Origin of the sequence: uncultured Fretibacterium sp., assembly GCF_938030725.1 — a bacterium.
Lineage (GTDB): Bacteria > Synergistota > Synergistia > Synergistales > Aminobacteriaceae > Fretibacterium.
In genome coordinates this window covers 1-15,980 of sequence record NZ_CALHIQ010000090.1, presented here as the reverse complement: position 1 = coordinate 15,980, position 15,980 = coordinate 1, and the positions used below count along the sequence as shown (strand labels likewise).

Sequence of the window (15,980 nt, the reverse complement as noted above, 5' to 3'; positions counted from 1 at the left end):
CCTCAGCTACCGCCTCACCCTCAATATCTCACCTGTAAATCTTTTGTCAAGGTACGTGACCTAAACCTTTGCTATTACCGGTTTTTGGTCTGTCACCCCGCCCTTCAGCGGCGCAACGGTGAATATTATACCCTCTTTCTCCAAAGTGTCAAGGGCTTTTTTGAAGCCGCGAAATTCATCCCTCCTCCGCTCCCTGGTCCTCCAGCGCCATCAGTTCTGTCCAGACGGCATTGCCCACGCGCATCCCCGCTGGGGTCAAGGCCAGAGACCTCTCGTCCACCCGCAGGAGGTGCGGCGGAAGCCCCAGCAGTACTCCCTCCACCTCCCTCAGCATCCCTGCCCCCCAGCGGCGGGAAAACTCCAGCCGGTCGATGCCCCACCGGGTCCGAAGAGCCAGGATCGCCGCCTCCAGGACGCGAGCCCGCGGGGACAGGCGCTCTGCCCCCGCAAAGGGATTGGGGAAGCCGTGGCGTGCCGCTTCGAGGTAGGCCTCCAGCGTCGGCGGGTTGGACCAGCGCCATCCGTCCAGGTACCCCCAGGCAGCAGGCCCCAGGGGCAGAACGGGTTCCTGGCGCCAGTAGGCCAGGTTGTGCCGGCACTCCGCCCCCGCGGGCGCAAAACTTGAAATCTCATATTGAAGGAATTTCTTTTTGGCGAGGAACCACTGTGCGTAGCGGTAGAGGGGGTAGCCATCGGGCAGGGGAAAAACCTGCCGGCTCATGGGAGCGTCCGGCTCCAGGGTCAGTTGATAGGTCGAGAGGTGCCCTGCACCCACAGCCAGGACGCCCCGAAGCGAAGCGGACCAGGAGCGCAGCGTCTGGTCCGGCAGCCCGAAGATGAGGTCCACGCTGAGGCGTAGGCCGGCATCCAGGACCACCTCCATCGCCCGAAGCGCCCCCGCTGCATCGTGAAGCCTTCCGATGCGGCGCAGCTCGCCGTCGTCCAGGCTCTGGACGCCCAGGCTGACGCGCGTAAAGCCCCCGTTCCTCCAGGCCGTCAGGTGTTCCTTCGTGAGGGAGGAGGGGTTGGCCTCCACGGAGGCCTCCTCAAGGGAGGAGAGGTCCGCCATGGCCTCCAGGGTGCGGAGGACCCGGCGCCAGTCCCCCGGCGTCAGGAGGCTGGGCGTCCCACCGCCGACGTAGAGGGTGCGGAGGGAGGTGCGCCCTCCAAGCCGCGAGCGCCAGGCGCTGGCTTCGGCCTCCAGCGCATCCAGCCATGCAGCCACCTCGCCGTCACCCGCGCACCGGCTGTAGAAGGAACAGTAGCCGCACTTCGCCGCGCAGAAGGGCACGTGGAGGTAAAGGGAAGGGCGCGCTCCGCGAGGAAGAACCGGCTCGGCCTTCCGTGGAAAGGCGCCCCTATTTTCCATCCCCCTCCACCTGCATGAAGGCCAGGAAGGCCTCTTGGGGGATGGCGACCTTTCCGATCTGCTTCATCCGCTTCTTGCCCTCCTTCTGCTTCTCCAGGAGCTTGCGCTTGCGCGTGATGTCGCCGCCGTAGCACTTGGCCAGCACGTCCTTGCGCAGCGCCTTGACGTTGACCCGCACGATGATGCGCTTGCCGAGCGAGGCCTGGATGGGCACCTCAAAGAGCTGGCTGGGGATCAGTGCCTTCAGCTTCGTCACGGCGGCGTGGCCCCGATTGTACGCCTGTTCCCTGTGGCAGATAAAGGAAAAGGCGTCCGCCGCCTCGCCGTTGACCAGGACGTCAACGCGCACCAGGTCGCTGGCCCGCAGGCCGATGAATTCGTAGTCCAGCGAGGCGTAGCCCCGGGTCTGGGACTTCAGCTTGTCGTGAAAGTCGATGATGAACTCGGAGAGGGGCATCTCGTAGATCAGGCGCACCCGCTCCGGCGTCAGGTAATCCATGGACTTGTAGACCCCGCGCCGGTCCTGCACCAACTGCATGACCTTCCCCACGAACTCGGACGGCAGGAAGACGGAGAGCTTGATGTAGGGTTCCCGCACCTCCGCGATCTCGCCGGCATCCGGAAAGTCGCTGGGGCGATGGGCCTCGATGACGGCGCCCGACGGCGTCACCACCTCGTAGACGACGTTGGGGGCCGTGGCCACCAGCTCCACGCCGTACTCCCCGCTCAGGCGTTCGCGCACCACCTCCATGTGCAGCATCCCCAGGAAGCCGCAGCGGAACCCGAAGCCCAGCGCCACGGAGGTTTCCGGCTCGAAGGTCACGGCGGCGTCATTGAGGCAGAGCTTCTCCAGCGCCTCGCGCAGCTGGGGGTAGTTGTCCCGCTCCACCGGATAGAACCCGCAGAAGACGACGCTCTTCACCTTCCGATAGCCTGGCAGGGGGTGAGCGGCCGGACGGGCCGCCTCGGTGATCGTGTCCCCCACCGGCGCCTCGGCCAAGGTCTTGATGCTGGCAGCGATGTAGCCCACCTCACCGGGGCCCAGCCGCTCCACGGGGGTGAAGCCTGGTCGGAACACCCCCACCTCCTCCACGGAGTAGATGCTGCCCGTCTGCATGAACAGGACGTTCTGCCCCTCCCTGATGACGCCGTTCACGACCCGCACGTAGGAGATCACGCCGTGGTAGTTGTCGTAGACGGAGTCGAACACCAGGGCCTGAAGCGGGGCCTCGGCGTCCCCCTCAGGGGCCGGTATCCGCTCGACGACGCGCTCCAGGATCTCGTCGATGCCGCGCCCGTCCTTCGCGCTGGCCAGGATGGCGTCTGAGGCATCCAACCCCACGACGTCCTGAATCTCCTGCTTCGCGTTCTCCTCCCGCGCCGAGGGAAGGTCGATCTTGTTGATCACCGGCAGGATCTCAAGCCCCTGCTCCACCGCCTGATAGGCGTTGGCCACCGTCTGGGCTTCCACTCCCTGACTGGCGTCCACCACCAGGAGCGCCCCTTCGCAGGCCGCAAGGGAGCGGGAAACCTCGTAGGCAAAGTCCACGTGCCCCGGCGTGTCGATCAGGTTAAGCACCCACTTCCTGCCGTCGGGCGACGTGTAGTCCATGCGGACCGGCACCAGCTTGATCGTGATGCCCCGCTCCCGCTCCAGCGAGAGTGAATCCAGAAGCTGGTTCTTCATCTCGCGGGACTGCACCGTTCCCGTCCGCTCCAACAGGCGGTCCGCCAGGGTGGACTTGCCGTGATCGATGTGGGCGATAATGCAAAAGTTTCGGATATTCTCCTGTTTCATACGTGCTCCTCTGCAACGTTAAAAGCGTTCAAAAAATTAAGGAGGGGACTCCGCCCCTCCTCATATAAGCCTGCCTCGCCCGACCTGCCCCAAAGGATCAGGGTTCAGACGAGCCTGGCGATCTGTTCCACCAGGACCTCCGGCTCAAAAGGCTTCACGACGAAGCCGTCGATTCTCAGCTCCCTGGCTTTCAAGGCGACGGGAAGTGAGGAGTTCGCGGTCACCAGCAGCACCTTTGCTGAGGGGAATATCTCTCGGAGCCTTCGGACCGTTTCAAAACCGTCCAACTTCGGCATGTGAAGGTCAACGATCACGATATCCACTGATGTCGGCTTGGGGGCACCAGCCAACTCCCTCAACTGCGACAGCGCGACCGTGCTGTCCGTTGAGGCCCCCACGACCCTGTAGTCCGCGTCCTCCAGGATCATGCGTATCATGTCGATCATGAAGTCCGCGTCGTCGATGATGAATACGTTTCGAGGCACCCGCTTACCTCCGGAGTCCCGCCTGGGACTCCGCTACTTTCCGTTCCCCTCGGCCTCAGCAGCCCCCAGCTTCTTCAGGGATTCAACGCGCTCCTTCTGCGTCGCGAGCTGGGACTCAAGGGACGCAAGCTGAGCCTCCTCCGCCTTCAACAGCTGGGTCGAGCGATTCTCGTACTCCTCGGACATCAGCTTGAGGGCATTCAACTCGCTGCGAATGGCCTCCACGTCCGGGAGGGCGTCCTTCTCCAGCTTGGCCAGGCGGGCCTCGATCTTCGTGAACTCCTCCCTCAAGGCGTCAACCCGAGGCGTGAACTTGTTCTGCAGAACCGTCCACATGACGTTCAGGATGACGAGGACCACCGCGGCCCCAATGAGGATGAGCTTCTTCTTGTTTACAGGAGCCGAAACCTTCTTCGCAGTCTGGTTGCTCATAACAAAACCTCCGTTTCCTTGATAGCAAAAACACACGACCTCGTGGTTGTTCTTTCACCCCTGAACAACGAGGAAATGGCACCACGAGGCAATCGAAAGCAAGGCGGGAAAGCAACTTCTCTAAAAGTATTGTACCACAAAAGAAAGTGCCGTCCATCTCCGCCGACGAAGACGGACGTACTCGTGGGGAGTCCGGTCGGGCGTTAAAAAAGCGGCCCACCTGGGCCGCTTTTTTAATCGTTACTTCAACTCCACGTCGGCGCCGGCCTCAGCAAGTTTCTTCTTCAGCTCCTCGGCCTCCTCCTTGGAGACGCCCTCCTTGATAGGCTTCGGCGGGTTATCCACCAGCTCCTTGGCCTCCTTCAGGCCAAGGCCCGTGATCTCGCGGACCACCTTGATGACGGCGATCTTGTTGGAGCCGGGCCCCTTGTAGACCACGTCGAACTCCGTCTTCTCCTCACCTGCAGCGGCCGCAGCGCCCGCAGCAGCGCCGGGCATGGCCATCATGGCCACCGGAGCGGCGGAGGCGGACACGCCGAACTTCTCCTCAAGAGCCTTCACCAGCTCGGAAAGCTCGAGAACGGACATCTCCTCAATCGCCTTAATCAGTTCCTCGTGAGTCATAAAACGTTACCTCCTAGAAATTTAATGTTCAAAATGGCAAAACATATTAAAGACAAACAGCTTGGTCCATTGTTTCCGCAGAGGGTCCGCCTAGGCGGCGTCCTTCTTGTCGCGAATCTGGGCAAGGCACGTGACCAGGCCGCGCATCGTGCCGGAGAGCACGTTGACCAGGCCGGAGATGGGCGCCGCAATCGTGCGCACCACCTGGCCGATCAGGACGTCCTTCGACGGCAGGTCTGCCAGCGCGTGAAGCTGCTTGAGGTCCAAAACCGTGCTTCCCAGCATGCCTCCCTTCAGGACGAAGGCTTTCTGGGTCTTGTCCGTGGCACACTCCTTCAGCACCTTGGCCACGCCCACGGGGTCGCCATAGGAAAGGGTAAAGATGTTCGGTCCCTTCGTGAGGTCCTCCGGGAGCTCCGGAAGCCCCGCCTCCTTCATGGCAATGGAAAAGAGGGTGTTCTTCGCGACCTTCATCTCCCCTCCCGCCGCGCGGACGCGAGCGCGAAGGGCCGTGCTGGCCGCCACCGTCATGCCGCGGTACTCGGCCACGAAGACGGCGTTCGAACGCTCAAGCTTCTCCTTCAGATCTGCGACCAACTCGTATTTAATCGATGCAGGCATATCGTTTCACCTCCTCCGACGTCAATCTCTCAGTTTAAAACTTCCGTTCAACTCCACCTTCGGAGCTGAACTCATTGAGGCACCAAGTAAAAAAACTCCCCGTCGCCGGGGAGCTCTTTCAGACAGAATGGGCACAAGTCCTGTACGAACTCATAGCCTTCTATCCCCGGCACCTCGGCAGGCATACATTGAGCCCACGAGGGGCGCCTGCGGTCTACAACATCAGGGAGTTTCTATTTTAAGTAAGATTCAACGGTTAAAGGACGCGATCAGGCGGTAACCTCCCGCTGAACGTCCAGTGGGTCCACCGCGATCCCCGGTCCCATGGTGGGGGCGATCGTGACGCTCTTCACGTAGGTTCCCTTCACGGAGGCAGGACGGGCCTTATAGATCGCCTGCAGGATGGCCTTCGCGTTCTCAAAGAGCTGATCCGCCGTGAACTCCCGACGCCCGATGGCGTTGTGGGTGATGCCGGCCTTATCGACGCGAAACTCAACGCGGCCCGCCTTGATCTCGCCGATGGCGTTCGTCAGGTCAAAGGTCACCGTTCCCGTCTTGGCGCTGGGCATCATTCCGCGGGGGCCAAGGACCTTGCCGAGCCGTCCGACGGACTTCATCATGTCCGGCGTGGCGATCACTGCGTCGAACTCCAGCCAACCGCCCGCGATCTTCTGCACCAGGTCCTCGCCGCCCACGATGTCGGCGCCTGCGTCCTGAGCTTCCTTCTGCTTCTCGCCGGCCGCCAGCACCAGAACCCTCCTGGTGACGCCGGTACCATGAGGCAGCCCCACCGTGCTTCGAACCTGCTGATCCGCGTGGCGCGGATCAACGCCCAGGCGGACGTGGACCTCCAGGCTCTCATTGAACTTCGCCGTGGCGATCTGCTTGTAAAGCTCCACCGCTTCACGCAGTCCGTAGAGCTTCCCCACCTCGACCTTCTCGGCGGCAGCTCTGTATCGCTTGCTGTGCTTCATCTCAAAAAACCTCCTGTGGTCGATCGCGAATCCCGAAGGACTCTGCCACAAAAATCACTCAGCTCCCAATCTTTGGGGGAACCTCCCAGCAACGGGCCGTCAGTCCCTCACTTCGAGGCCCATGGAACGGGCCGTGCCCTCAATCATGCGCATCGCCGCCTCGACGTCGTTCGCGTTGAGGTCCCGCTGCTTGTACTCCGCGATCTCACGCACCTTGGCGCGCGACACGGAACCCACCTTCGTCTTGTTGGGGACGCCCGACCCCGACTCAACGCCAGCGGCCTTCTTCAGGAGGACCGCCGCAGGCGGCGTCTTGAGCTCAAAGGTGAAGCTGCGGTCGGCGTAGACGGTGATCACCGCTGGAATGATCAAGCCCGCCTGATCGGAGGTCTTTGCGTTGAACTGCTTGCAAAACTCCATGATGTTAACGCCGTGCTGCCCCAGCGCGGGGCCCACGGGAGGAGCCGGCGTCGCCTTTCCGGCAGGCAACTGTAACTTGATCTGCCCTACGACCTTCTTAGCCATGAAATAAAAATCCCCTCTCTAAAACAAAACGTGACGTTTATCTTCACCGCTCGAACCTTGCATTAACCTCAAGAAGTCCAAACGGCGTTCAGCAAATTTTTTCGAGAAGGCGATAGTCGGCCTCCGTCACCGTTTCCCGACCAAGGATGTTCACGGTGAACTTGACCTTCCCCTTCTCGGAGTTGATCTCCACGACGGGCCCCGTCTGCCCCGCCATGGGGCCGCTCTTGACGGTGACCGTATCTCCAGGCTTCAGAGCGATCTCCACCTTGGGGCGATCCTTCTCCAGGATCGACATGAGCCGGGTTACCTCATCCTCCGAGAGGGGGATGGGATGCGTCCCCGCTCCAACGAACCCCGTCACCCCCGGCGTGTGCCGCACCACGTGCCAGGACTGCTCGTCCAAGATCATCTCGACCAACACGTAGCTAGGGTAGAGCTTTCTCGTGACCTTGCGGCTCTTTCCGTCCTTCACAACGACGCGATCCTCTATGGGCACGAGCACGTTAAAGATGCCATCCTCCATGCCCATCGTGGCGATACGCTGTTCAAGGTCGGCCTTCACACGATTCTCATAGCCCGAATAGGTTTGAACAACATACCATCGGCGTTCGCCGCGCTGCGTCATCACAAAGGCCCCCTAGCGCCTGCAAAGAATAAAAGACCTCCGGCCACCTATCCCAGGATGCCGGAGAAAGCCCACGTGAGGAGAAAATCGATGAGCCCCAGGTAGAGGGAAACCCCTAAAGTAAAGACAATGACGATCAGCGTCCAATACCAAACCTGTTTTTTGGTGGGCCACGTGACCTTCTTCATCTCCGCCCGGACCTCACGCAGAAAAGCGATGCCCGGTATAGAATTCACGGCCTCTTTAGCCATATACGCCCCTCCTGAGGGCATCACAAAAAGACACCCATAATAAAATGGCAGGCCCGGCAAGACTCGAACTTGCAACCCCTGGTTTTGGAGACCAGTGCTCTACCAATTGAGCTACGGACCTACGCTGAAAACAACGGTAGGTATTTTACAACACCCCTGCAAGTTATGCAAGGCGTCGGGCGCGAAACGCCGCCCTCTCGCCGCCTACTTCGACTCCTTGTGCAGGACGGAGGCGTTGCACCACTTGCAGAACTTCTTGACCTCAAGCTTCTTCGACTGCTTCTTCTTGTTCACCGTCGTGGTGTAGTTGCGCCTCTTGCACTGCGTGCAGGTCAGTCCGATGATATCCGCCATGGCTAAAACCTCTCCTTAAATCCTTAAATTTTAAGATGGTGCTCCAACGGCGGCCGGAGCGCGCCCCGGCCGCCAGGAATTCAGCTATTCCAGGATTTTGGTGACGACGCCGGCGCCCACCGTGTGGCCGCCCTCGCGCACCGCAAAGCGCAGCCCTTCCTCCATCGCGATGGGCACGATCAGCGACACCTCGAACGTGGCGTTGTCGCCGGGCATCACCATCTCCACTCCGTCGGGAAGCTTGATGTCACCCGTCACGTCCGTCGTCCGGAAGTAGAACTGCGGCTTGTATCCCGCAAAGAACGGCGTGTGACGGCCGCCCTCCTCCTTCTTCAGAACGTACACCTCACCCTTGAACTTCGTGTGCGGCGTCACCGTCCCAGGCTTCGCCAGCACCTGACCGCGCTCCACCTGGTCCTTGTCGATCCCGCGAAGCAGAATCCCAACGTTGTCCCCAGCCTCCGCGTCGTCCAGGATCTTCCGGAACATCTCAAGCGACGTCGCCACCGTCTTCTTCGTATCACGCGACATCCCGACGATCTCCACTTCCTCGCCGGCCTTCACCTTGCCGCGCTCCACGCGCCCCGTCACCACCGTCCCGCGTCCCGTGATCGTGAACACGTCCTCGATCGGCATCAAAAACGGCTTGTCCGTGTCGCGCACAGGGTCAGGAATGTAGCTGTCGCACGCATCCATCAGGTCCCAGATCGGCTTGCAGATCGGGTCCTCACGCGTCCCGTTCCCCTTCTCCAGCACCTCGAGGGCGGAACCACGCACGATCGGCGTATCGTCGCCGGGAAACTCGTACTTGTTCAGAAGCTCGCGAATCTCCATCTCCACCAGGTCCAGAAGCTCAGGGTCGTCCACCTGGTCCGTCTTGTTCATGAACACCACAAGCGCAGGCACGTTCACCTGACGCGCCAGCAGCACGTGCTCCCGCGTCTGAGGCATCGGGCCATCCGCCGCGCTCACCACCAGGATCGCTCCGTCCATCTGCGCCGCTCCCGTGATCATGTTCTTGATGTAGTCCGCGTGACCCGGGCAGTCGATGTGCGCGTAGTGGCGCTTCTCCGTCTGGTACTCCACGTGGGAAATGTTGATCGTGATCCCGCGCTCCCGCTCCTCAGGCGCCTTGTCGATCATGTCGTACGCCGTGAAGTCCGCAAAATTCTGCGTCGCAAGACACTTCGTGATCGCCGCCGTCAGCGTCGTCTTGCCGTGGTCAATGTGTCCGATCGTCCCGATGTTCAGGTGCGGCTTCGTCCGCTCAAACTTCTCCTTTGCCATCTCCGATTCCTCCTGGTTAAGATACTGAATCTATTTTGTCAATGCGTTGCTTACTCAAGGCTACTCGTCGGCCCTGCGGCCCTGAAGAACCTTCTCCGCAACCTCGGCCGGCGTCTGCTCGTAGTGGTCGAACTGCATCGAGTAGGTCGCGCGGCCCGACGTCTTGCTCCTCAGGTCCGTCGCGTAGCCGAACATCCCCACGAGCGGCACATAAGCTCTTATTATACGCGCGTTCGCCCGCATGTCCATACCCTCGATGCGCCCGCGGCGGGAGGATATGTCCCCGATGACGTCGCCGACGTAGTCCTCCGGCGTCACGACCTCGACGGACATGATGGGCTCCATGAGGATGGGCCCCGCCTTCCTCATGGCCTCCTTGAAGCCCATGGACGCGGCGATCTTGAAGGCCATCTCGGAGCTGTCCACCTCGTGGTAGCTGCCGTCCACCAGGGCGATCTTGACGCCGATGACGGGGTAGCCACCCAGCACGCCGCTCTGAATGGCCTCCTCGAGGCCCTTCTCGACGGCGGCGATGTACTCCTTCGGCACTACGCCTCCCACGATGCGGTCCTCGAACTCGTAGCCCTTGCCCTCAGGCAGAGGTTCCATCTCGAAGACCACGTGGCCGTACTGGCCGCGGCCGCCGGACTGCCGGATGTACTTGCCCTCCGCCCGCGCCGCGCGCTGAATGGCCTCCCGGTAGGCGACCTGGGGGTTGCCGACCTTGACGTCCACGCCGAACTCCCTCTTCAGGCGATCGACGATGATCTCCAGGTGGAGCTCCCCCATTCCGGAGATGACCGTCTGGCCGCTCTCCTCGTCCGTCCGGACGCGGAACGTGGGGTCCTCGTCGGCCAGAGCGATCAGGCCTTTGCTCAGCTTGATCTTGTCGCCCTGCGTCGCCGGCTCGACGGCCAGCGAGATGACCGGCTCCGGGAACACCAGGCTCTCCAGGACGATGGGGTGGGCCTCGTCGCAGAGGGTGTCACCCGTCTTGGTGAGCTTCAGGCTGGGGACGGCCACGATCATGCCCGCCTCCATCGTGTCGATGTCCTCGCGCTTGTTGGAGTGCATCCGCATGATGCGGCCGATGCGCTCCCGCTGCCCCGATGTAGGATTGTACACGGTGCTCCCCTTCTCCAGCTTTCCGGAGTACACCCGCAGGAAGAAGAGCTTACCCAGGAAGGGGTCCACCGCCACCTTGAAGGCCAGCGCCGTGAAGGGCTCGCCGTTGTCGGGGTGGCGCTCCAGCACCTTCTCCGGGTCCGTCGGCGAGGTGCCGGTGACCGGGGGCAGGTCGAGGGGGCTCGGCAGGTACGTCACCACCGCGTCCAGGAGGGGCTCCACGCACTTGTTCTTGAAGGCGGAGCCGCAGAGCACCGGAACGGCCTTGAGCCCGATGGTAGCCTCCCGGAGGACCTTTCGGATCAGCTCGGAGCCGACCTCCTGCCCCTCCAGGTAGAGCGTCATAATGTCGTCGCTGAAGTCGGAGAGGGCCTCCACGATGGCGTCGCGCCCCTGCTTGGCCGCCATGGCCAGCTCCGCCGGGATCGGGGCTTCCCTGGGCTCCTGTCCCAGGACGCCGCTGAAGAGAAGCGCCTTCTGCTCGATCAGGTCCACCACTCCGGCGAAGTCGTCCTCCGCGCCGATCGGGAGCTGCAGGGGGATGGCGCAGGCGCCAAGGCGTTCATGGATGGCGGCCACCACGGCGTTGAAGTCCGCGCCGATGCGGTCCATCTTGTTCACGAAGGCGACGCGGGGCACGTGGTACTTGTCCGCCTGACGCCACACCGTCTCGGACTGAGGCTCTACGCCGCCCACGGCGCAGAAGACGGCGACCGCTCCGTCGAGCACGCGCATGGAGCGCTCCACCTCGACCGTAAAATCCACGTGTCCGGGCGTATCAATAAGGTTGATCGTATAGCCCTTCCAGCTGCAGGTCGTGGCCGCCGAGGTGATCGTGATCCCCCGCTCCCGCTCCTGCTCCATCCAGTCCATCGTGGCCGTCCCCTCGTGCACCTCGCCGACCTTGTAGCTGCTGCCGGTGTAGTAGAGGATCCGTTCACTCGTCGTCGTCTTGCCCGCGTCGATGTGGGCCGCTATTCCTATGTTCCTGAGCTTGTGAATGTCCAAAAAACGCACCTACCCAATCAAATCACAAAAAATCTTCGCTACCAGCGGTAATGAGCGAAAGCCTTGTTCGCCTCCGCCATCCTGTGGGTGTCCTCGCGCTTCTTGATGGAGCTGCCCTCGTTCTTGTAGGCGTCCATCAGCTCGTGCATCAGGCGATCCTGCATGGGCATTCCCTTCTTGGAACGGGCGAAGGAGACGATCCAGCGGATCGAGAGCTGCACGCCGCGCTCCGGCGTCACCTCGACGGGGACCTGGTACGTGGCACCGCCCACCCGGCGGGGCCGCACCTCGATCTGGGGGGCGACGTTGCCCATCGCCTTGTCGAAGACGTCAAAGGGCTCCACGCCAAGCTTCTCCGCGGCGCTGTCCAGTGCACCGTAGAAGATCCTCTCCGCGATGCTGCGCTTGCCCCCCAGCATCAGGCTGCTGATGAAGCGGGACGCGGCCTCGCTCCCGAACCGGATATCCGGCACCGACTCGCGCTTTTTTACATGACCCTTACGAGGCATGACGATCTCTCCCCCTAGTTGGCCTTCGGCCTGCGCGCGCCGTACTTGGAGCGGCTGCGCTTTCTGTTCTCCACGCCGCCGCAGTCCAGCGTGCCGCGGATGATGTGGTATCTGACGCCGGGAAGGTCCTTCACGCGACCGCCCCGAACCAGCACGACGGAGTGCTCCTGCAGGTTATGGCCGATGCCCGGAATGTAGGACGTCACCTCGATGCCGTTAGTAAGGCGCACGCGCGCCACCTTGCGCAAAGCCGAGTTGGGTTTCTTCGGGGTGATCGTGTACACGCGGGTGCACACTCCCCTGCGCGCGGGGTTGGCCTGCAGCGCAGGCGAATCACTCTTGGTCCTCTTTTCGTCGCGCCCGAGGCGGACGAGCTGGTTGATCGTTGGCACAGAATCTCCTCCTCAAAAAATTTTCCTCAAAAAACCTGGCAACATCTATGAGATCAAGGTCTCAGCAGCCCCGCTGCCGAGGCCGACCTGTCGATTGCGCACGCGCGCCCCAACACGAGGCGGGAATCGGCCCATTCGACCTCCACGCCCAGGGCACGGGCCCCTTCAAGAAGCGGCTGCAGCCTCTCCGGCTCAACGTCCTTCGCCACGAAAAGCTTTTGCAGCCCGTCCCGACCAAGGGCGCGCAGGACCTGCTTCTCCCCCACGACCCTCGTGCCCGCGGCCAATTCGTTTAAGGGCATGACAATACCTCCCGCGCACAAGACGTGAGAGGTATCATAGCAAAATAAAGTCTTGGATGTCAAGCTAGGACGCGCCGATTGGCCTTAAAAAGTTGTTGAAAGCAATCGAAAGCAATCATCATTATAAAAGAGTTCGAAGACATCGGCATCAATCGCTTGGACCTTGTACGCATCTGACGGCTGTGAGGGCCAGAAGCAGGGAGAGCAGCAAAACTCTGGCGGCCCGTTCCCGGAGTGAGGCTGTGGGCATGTCATGGCAGACCGACCAGGACGGGACGGAACGGCCTTCGAGGGCCGCGGCGAGGGCTTACCATATCTATACGGTACGCCGCTCACCTCTTGAGGCCCGATGTGCACCGTCACTTTTACCGGAACCTATCATTTTTTCAAAATGGCCCTTGACAAAACGAGGAGTGTCGATTAAATTAGATTTAAACTAATTCCAGGAAGGAGGTGAGGCATGACAAAGTATGCCAGCGGGATCCTGGACATCGTCAGCAAGCCGGGCGGGCACCTTACGGCCGAACAGATCTTCTGGGAGATGAAGCGCCAGTACCCCGCTATCGTCATGGCGACGATCTACAACAACCTGAACGCCCTCTGCTCTCAGGGGGCGATCCGGAGGCTGAGGCTGGAGGGACAGCCGGACCGCTACGACCGGACCATCCGGCACGACCACATGGTCTGTCGGCGCTGCGGAGAGTTGACGGACGTCTTCATCGGGGACCTGACGGACCGCCTGAAGGCGGAGACGGGGGTTGAGGTCGACTTCTACGAACTGAAGATCTCCTGGATCTGCAAGAAGTGCCGCGAGAAGGAAGCTTCCGCGGAGCGTGAGGAACGGAGCAATCCGACCGGAAGGGAGCGCGGAACGGGTTCTGCCTCTCGATAGAGCGGAGGGCCGGGCAAGCCGGCCAAAACATTCATAGTAGTAGTATATTTGGGAGGATTTTTTTCATGTCGATGATCAACAAAGAAGTGAGCGATTTCAAGGTTCAGGCGTACCACAAGGGCGAGTTCAAGACCGTGACGAAGGCGGACATCCTGGGCAAGTGGAGCGTCTTCTTCTTCTATCCTGCGGACTTCACCTTCGTCTGCCCCACGGAGCTCGAGGACCTGCAGAACAAGTACGCCGACTTCCAAAAGGCGGGCTGCGAGATCTACTCGGTCTCCACGGACACCCACTTCGTCCACAAGGCGTGGCACGACGAGTCCGATCGCATCGGGAAGATCACCTACCCCATGCTGGCGGACCCCACGCACGCGCTGAGCAAGGACTTCGAGGTGCTGATCGAGGACGCGGGGCTGGCGGAGCGCGGCAGCTTCATCGTCAACCCGCAGGGCAAGATCGTGGTGTATGAGGTCAACGCCGGCAACGTGGGGCGCAACGCCGACGAGCTGTTCCGCCGCCTTCAGGCCAGCCAGTTCGTGGCCGAACACGGCGACCAGGTCTGCCCGGCCAAGTGGCAGCCCGGGGCGGAGACCCTGAAGCCCAGCCTGGACCTCGTCGGCAAGCTCTAATGGACGATCGGAACTTTTACGACGTCGTCGTCGTGGGAGGAGGCCCTGCCGGTTTAACGGCAGGCCTCTACCTCGCCCGCGCCTGCTACCGGGTTCTGGTCGTCGAGAAGGAAACCTTCGGAGGGCAGATCACCATCACCTCCGAGGTGGTCAACTACCCTGGGGCGGGCCGGACAGACGGCAGGGCCCTGACCGAAACCATGCGCGCCCAGGCGGAGAGCTTCGGGGCGGAGTTCCTGATGGCGGACGTCACGAACCTGGAGCTGGACGGGGACGTCAAGAAGGTTCACACGGATCGCGGCGTCTTCTCCTGTTTCGGGGTGCTGATCGCCACCGGAGCACACCCCCGCGTGCTGGGATTCCCCGGCGAGACGGAGTTCCGCGGCCGCGGCGTGGCCTACTGCGCCACGTGCGACGGCGAGTTCTTCACGGGCAAGGAGGTCTTCGTCGTCGGGGGCGGGTTCGCCGCAGCGGAGGAGAGCGTCTTCCTGACCCGCTACGCCCGCCACGTGACGGTTCTCGTGCGCGAGGACGCCTTCACCTGCGCCGAGGCGACGGCGCGAGAGGCGCTGGAGCACCCCAAGGTCACGGTGCTGACCAACACGCAGGTGTCGGAGGTTTCGGGCGATAGCGCCCTCCGCCAAATCCGATACAAAAACTCCAGGACCGGTGAGGAAACCGTCTTCTCTCCGGAGGATGGCGACACCTTCGGCGTCTTCGTGTTCGCCGGGTACGTCCCGGCCACGGACCTCGTCAAGGACAAGGTGGAGCTCAACCCCCAAGGCTACGTCGTCACCGACCGCAGCCAGAAGACCAGCCTGGACGGGGTTTACGCCGCAGGGGACGTCTGCGTGAAGAACCTGCGTCAGGTTGTGACCGCCGTGGGCGACGGGGCCACGGCCGCGACGGAGCTGGAGCGGTACGCAGCCGCCATGCAGGCCAAGACGGGCATCCACCCCAAAAAGCCGGTTCGCACCGCCGCTGCGCCGACACGGGAGGCGAAGCGCGAGGCCCCCGCGGAGGGCGGCCTGTTCTCCGAGGACATGCGCCAGCAGATGGAGGCCGTCTTCGCCCGAATGGAACAGGACCTGATCCTGGAGCTCTTCCTCGACGACCGCCCTGTTTCGCGCGAGCTTCAAGGCTACATGACGGAGCTGGCGGGAGTGACGGACAAGCTCACCGTGAGGACGGGCACGGGGCTCCCCGAAGCCGAGCTGCCCTGCGTCCGGGTCCTGAAGGCGGACGGCACGGAGACGGGGTTGGCCTTCCACGGCGTCCCGGGCGGACACGAGTTCACGTCCTTCATGCTGGGGCTCTACAACGCCGCGGGGCCGGGACAGTCCTTGGACGACACCACGAGGGCGCGCATCCGGGCCATCGACCGGAAGGTCGGCATGAAGGTCCTGGTCTCCCTCTCCTGCACGATGTGCCCGGAGTTGGTGGCGGCCGCACAGCAGATCGCGGCGCTGAACCCCTCGGTGACGGCGGACGTGTACGACATCAACCACTTCGGAGCGCTGAAGGAACGTTACAACGTGATGAGCGTCCCCTGCCTCGTGATCGACGACGACAGGGTGACGTTCGGCAAAAAAGGCGTCCAGCAGCTTCTGGACGAGATCGGTTAAAAAATTCGGCCATCGGCCAAAAACAAAGGAGATTAAAATTATGGAAGCCAAAATGAACGCGCTGCTCTCGGACCTCGTGTTTTTCTATCACAAGCTGCAGAGTTACCATTGGTACATCAGCGGCCACACGTTCTTCCAGACCCACGCCAA

The 15,980-nt window shown here is 62.1% G+C and carries 19 protein-coding genes and 1 tRNA gene; 3 read left to right on the top strand and 17 right to left on the bottom strand.

The genetic code is table 11. The features are described 5' to 3' along the window. Nucleotides 1-175: 175 nt before the first annotated feature. The 17 genes from hemW to Q0629_RS05540 all read right to left on the bottom strand — a co-directional run bounded on the left by hemW (nucleotide 176) and on the right by Q0629_RS05540 (nucleotide 12,684). Nucleotides 176-1,369 (bottom strand): radical SAM family heme chaperone HemW, encoded by a 1,194-nt coding sequence (hemW, locus tag Q0629_RS05620; RefSeq protein WP_298780000.1) that lies wholly within the window; start codon nucleotides 1,367-1,369, stop codon nucleotides 176-178. Further along, nucleotides 1,359-3,167: a translation elongation factor 4 gene (lepA, locus tag Q0629_RS05615; protein ID WP_298779998.1), complete on the bottom strand. Its 1,809-nt coding sequence runs from the start codon at nucleotides 3,165-3,167 to the stop codon at nucleotides 1,359-1,361. The genes hemW and lepA overlap by 11 nt, the downstream gene beginning before the upstream one ends. Before the next feature lie 104 nt (nucleotides 3,168-3,271). Beyond that, complete coding sequence (locus tag Q0629_RS05610) at nucleotides 3,272-3,652, bottom strand: response regulator (RefSeq protein ID WP_298779995.1); 381 nt, start codon at nucleotides 3,650-3,652, stop codon at nucleotides 3,272-3,274. A 33-nt stretch (nucleotides 3,653-3,685) separates the two neighbouring features. Next, entirely contained in the window at nucleotides 3,686-4,084 is a 399-nt protein-coding gene (locus Q0629_RS05605; RefSeq protein WP_298779993.1) for a hypothetical protein, read from the bottom strand. A gap of 240 nt (nucleotides 4,085-4,324) precedes the next feature. Next, nucleotides 4,325-4,708 (bottom strand): 50S ribosomal protein L7/L12, encoded by a 384-nt coding sequence (gene rplL, locus Q0629_RS05600; protein ID WP_298779991.1) that lies wholly within the window; start codon nucleotides 4,706-4,708, stop codon nucleotides 4,325-4,327. 90 nt (nucleotides 4,709-4,798) lie between these two features. Then, complete coding sequence (rplJ, locus tag Q0629_RS05595) at nucleotides 4,799-5,329, bottom strand: 50S ribosomal protein L10 (protein WP_298779988.1); 531 nt, start codon at nucleotides 5,327-5,329, stop codon at nucleotides 4,799-4,801. Between the two features lie 269 nt (nucleotides 5,330-5,598). After that, the gene (gene rplA, locus Q0629_RS05590) at nucleotides 5,599-6,303 is read right to left on the bottom strand and encodes a 50S ribosomal protein L1 (protein WP_298779985.1); all 705 of its coding nucleotides are present in this window, start codon (nucleotides 6,301-6,303) and stop codon (nucleotides 5,599-5,601) included. 99 nt (nucleotides 6,304-6,402) lie between these two features. Continuing rightward, nucleotides 6,403-6,828, bottom strand: a complete 426-nt coding sequence (rplK, locus tag Q0629_RS05585) for a 50S ribosomal protein L11 (protein ID WP_015556008.1) — start codon at nucleotides 6,826-6,828, stop codon at nucleotides 6,403-6,405. Between the two features lie 88 nt (nucleotides 6,829-6,916). After that, nucleotides 6,917-7,456 (bottom strand): transcription termination/antitermination protein NusG, encoded by a 540-nt coding sequence (gene nusG, locus Q0629_RS05580; RefSeq protein ID WP_298779981.1) that lies wholly within the window; start codon nucleotides 7,454-7,456, stop codon nucleotides 6,917-6,919. A 47-nt stretch (nucleotides 7,457-7,503) separates the two neighbouring features. Beyond that, the gene (gene secE, locus Q0629_RS05575) at nucleotides 7,504-7,707 is read right to left on the bottom strand and encodes a preprotein translocase subunit SecE (protein WP_298779977.1); all 204 of its coding nucleotides are present in this window, start codon (nucleotides 7,705-7,707) and stop codon (nucleotides 7,504-7,506) included. 45 nt (nucleotides 7,708-7,752) lie between these two features. Then, nucleotides 7,753-7,828: transfer RNA gene (locus tag Q0629_RS05570), tRNA-Trp, on the bottom strand. An 83-nt stretch (nucleotides 7,829-7,911) separates the two neighbouring features. Then, complete coding sequence (gene rpmG, locus Q0629_RS05565; protein ID WP_298779974.1) at nucleotides 7,912-8,061, bottom strand: 50S ribosomal protein L33; 150 nt, start codon at nucleotides 8,059-8,061, stop codon at nucleotides 7,912-7,914. A gap of 84 nt (nucleotides 8,062-8,145) precedes the next feature. Further along, the gene (gene tuf / locus Q0629_RS05560) at nucleotides 8,146-9,348 is read right to left on the bottom strand and encodes an elongation factor Tu (protein ID WP_298779972.1); all 1,203 of its coding nucleotides are present in this window, start codon (nucleotides 9,346-9,348) and stop codon (nucleotides 8,146-8,148) included. Between the two features lie 60 nt (nucleotides 9,349-9,408). Next, complete coding sequence (gene fusA, locus Q0629_RS05555; protein ID WP_298779969.1) at nucleotides 9,409-11,490, bottom strand: elongation factor G; 2,082 nt, start codon at nucleotides 11,488-11,490, stop codon at nucleotides 9,409-9,411. 29 nt (nucleotides 11,491-11,519) lie between these two features. After that, entirely contained in the window at nucleotides 11,520-11,990 is a 471-nt protein-coding gene (rpsG, locus tag Q0629_RS05550) for a 30S ribosomal protein S7 (protein ID WP_208872836.1), read from the bottom strand. A gap of 14 nt (nucleotides 11,991-12,004) precedes the next feature. After that, nucleotides 12,005-12,382, bottom strand: coding sequence for a 30S ribosomal protein S12 (rpsL, locus tag Q0629_RS05545; protein ID WP_298779959.1), 378 nt, complete (start codon nucleotides 12,380-12,382; stop codon nucleotides 12,005-12,007). Between the two features lie 53 nt (nucleotides 12,383-12,435). Then, nucleotides 12,436-12,684, bottom strand: a complete 249-nt coding sequence (locus tag Q0629_RS05540) for a 50S ribosomal protein L7ae (protein WP_298779957.1) — start codon at nucleotides 12,682-12,684, stop codon at nucleotides 12,436-12,438. A gap of 460 nt (nucleotides 12,685-13,144) precedes the next feature. On the opposite strand from Q0629_RS05540, the gene Q0629_RS05535 reads away from it, so the two are divergent. From Q0629_RS05535 to Q0629_RS05525, 3 genes are all read left to right on the top strand, one after another. Next, entirely contained in the window at nucleotides 13,145-13,576 is a 432-nt protein-coding gene (locus Q0629_RS05535; protein ID WP_298779954.1) for a transcriptional repressor, read from the top strand. 65 nt (nucleotides 13,577-13,641) lie between these two features. Further along, nucleotides 13,642-14,205, top strand: coding sequence for an alkyl hydroperoxide reductase subunit C (gene ahpC / locus Q0629_RS05530; protein WP_298779952.1), 564 nt, complete (start codon nucleotides 13,642-13,644; stop codon nucleotides 14,203-14,205). Further along, on the top strand, nucleotides 14,205-15,830 hold the full coding sequence (locus tag Q0629_RS05525; protein ID WP_298779950.1) for an FAD-dependent oxidoreductase: 1,626 nt from the start codon (nucleotides 14,205-14,207) through the stop codon (nucleotides 15,828-15,830). The genes ahpC and Q0629_RS05525 overlap by 1 nt, the downstream gene beginning before the upstream one ends. Nucleotides 15,831-15,980: the final 150 nt, after the last annotated feature.